3 protein-coding genes and 1 pseudogene are annotated in these 2,210 nt (G+C 29.6%); all 4 read right to left on the bottom strand.

Annotated elements, in window-relative coordinates:
* Positions 1-328, bottom strand: a 328-nt coding sequence (locus tag BAU17_RS03780) for a hypothetical protein (protein ID WP_161901493.1), incomplete at its 3' end; no start/stop codon positions are given.
* Between the two features lie 333 nt (positions 329-661).
* Entirely contained in the window at positions 662-838 is a 177-nt protein-coding gene (locus tag BAU17_RS14310) for a helix-turn-helix domain-containing protein (protein ID WP_396000858.1), read from the bottom strand.
* Positions 833-1,231, bottom strand: a pseudogene (locus tag BAU17_RS03775) (recombinase family protein); the annotation flags it as partial. The gene BAU17_RS14310 and the pseudogene BAU17_RS03775, both read right to left, overlap by 6 nt.
* Before the next feature lie 80 nt (positions 1,232-1,311).
* The coding region (locus tag BAU17_RS03770) for a tyrosine-type recombinase/integrase (protein WP_161901491.1) at positions 1,312-2,210 on the bottom strand (899 nt) is incomplete at its 5' end.

Raw genomic sequence — 2,210 nt, 5'->3', positions numbered from 1 at the left:
ATTCAGATAAAGTTCTTATATTTTTATCTAAGTAACTAAATGTTTTTATATTTTTTTCTTCATAATCAATGACTATTACGCTTCTAACTCCTGTATCCTTAGAAATATCATCTATATTGTTTTCAAGCACATAAAAATTGATTATTCCATCAGAAAATTTACTTTCATCACCAATATTAAATATTTCGTAAAAAGTTAAATCTTCAATCGCATTTTCTTGTGATTCTGTTTTTGAAGTATTTGTACTCACATTTTCGTTATTACTTGTACAACCTACCAACATCATTAAAACTAAAAGAAATAAAATTGAATAATTTGGATTTTTCATAAATTACTCTCCTTTGATATATTTTTTTAATTAACTACATAGTTGCAAGTAAGGTGTGGGCTAATAATTACCTTTAATCATTATTACTAATTTTGGTAAAAAGCTACCCCTATATAAACTCCCTTCAATCTATATTTCACTATTACTAACACTGTTAGACTATGTCTAAAACGAACGAATTAGATAATAGTGAATATAATAGAAAAAGAATCTCAAAAAACAACCAAAAAGGTTGAGTTCATAAGATTCTTAGTGAGTCAGTTTTTTATTGTTTAACGTCTGTCAAAAACGTTCGTTTCTTAACATCATTATACGATACTTACTAAAAGTTTATCAACCTTTGTTACTATTTAATTTATGTGTTCTAACTATTCTATAAATACTACTTTCACTAATATTAAGCTCAAGTGCTATCTCGCTCACTGTGTAAGTCTGTTTTCGATGCATTTCAAGCACTTTAGCTTTTGTTAAATTATTTAATCTCGGTCTACCACCTTTGTTATCCGACATCGCTAGAGCTTGTTTCGTGCGTTCTGAAATTAAACTCGCTTCCATCTCTGCAACTGCGGATAAGATTGTAAAAATAAGTTTCCCAGTCGCTGTTGATGTGTCAATCCCCTCCGTAATGATATTAAGATGAATCTTTTTCTCTTCTAATTGACTAATCAGATTGACCAATTGTTTAGTGCTCCTTCCTAACCTGTCAAGTTTGTAGACTATTAGCGTATCTCCTTCTTCTAGGATGTCTAGAGCTCTGTTTAATTGCTCTCTATCAACTTTACGACCACTGACTTGCTCAATGAACCAGTGAGTTGGATTATAGGCTTTAAGGGCTTCTTTTTGGACTTCTATACCTAGTGTTTGCTTGCCTGTTGACGTTCTGATGTATGCTACTTTCTTCATTGCTGACTCCTTCTACTTGTTTAATAGTTTCATCCACGAATGTTAGTAATAGTACTAACAATATTACATCACTACTTAGACTAAAGTTTATTTTCTTCAATTAGTCTTGTTAATGGGGTGATACCTTTAACATCTGTTAATATCTCTTCATTCGTTAAACTATTAAGATATGTTTGAGTTGTTTTAATGTTGGAATGTCCTAGCAATCTACTAATTGTATAGAGATTTACACCACTCTTTAATAGTTTTTGAGCATAATAATGTCTTAATGAATGACAAGATTTTCTCTGAACTTCATCACGAACACCAACATGATAACTTGCTTCATTAACAATTTTTTCCAGTAAAACATTGTTTTTAAGCTGTTGTCCACTTTTAGTCACAAATAGATAATCATCGATTTCTCTATATCTTCTGAGATTATTGAAATAGCCTTTCTTTGTTCGATTATACTTTTTTAGTGAATAGGACAAGTAAGGACTAATAGGAACTATCCTTTCTTTTCTTCCCTTGCCAAAAAATTTAATATAAGTATCAAACATGTTCTCATTTTTAAGTTCTCTAACTTCTTGAGCACGTAAACCACAATCAGCAAATATCTCAATAATTACTTTGTTGCGTTGAGAGATGAAATCTTTATTCTTTCCATAATAACTAATCATACTAGATACTTCGCTGTCATTAAACGTATTAAGCAAAGCCCTTTCTGTTTTTAGATAAGAAATATCTTCAACAATATTCTTCTCAATATACTCCTCCCTTACCATATACTTGAAGAATAATTTAAGAGTTTTAATCAACTGATTAATGTAAGTAGCCTTTTTTGTTTCCTGTAAGTCTAAAACATACTTTTTAATATGAATTTTCTTAACTTTTACAATATTTGATTCATCAAACTCTGATTCCATATAATTAACAAAAATTGAAATCTGATAATCATACGTTTTAATTGTACGCTTTGATAAATTTCTAATACGAC

The sequence above is a fragment of the Candidatus Enterococcus willemsii genome, assembly GCF_009933335.1.
Taxonomy (GTDB): domain Bacteria; phylum Bacillota; class Bacilli; order Lactobacillales; family Enterococcaceae; genus Enterococcus_F; species Enterococcus_F willemsii.
Note: the sequence above shows the minus strand (reverse complement) of the source record. Positions and strands in the feature narration are given on the sequence as shown.

Excerpts from the sequence above, each read along its gene's own strand:
- BAU17_RS14310 (WP_396000858.1), bottom strand. The coding sequence starts at position 838 with ATGTCGGATAACAAAGGTGGTAGACCGAGATTAAATAATTTAACAAAA.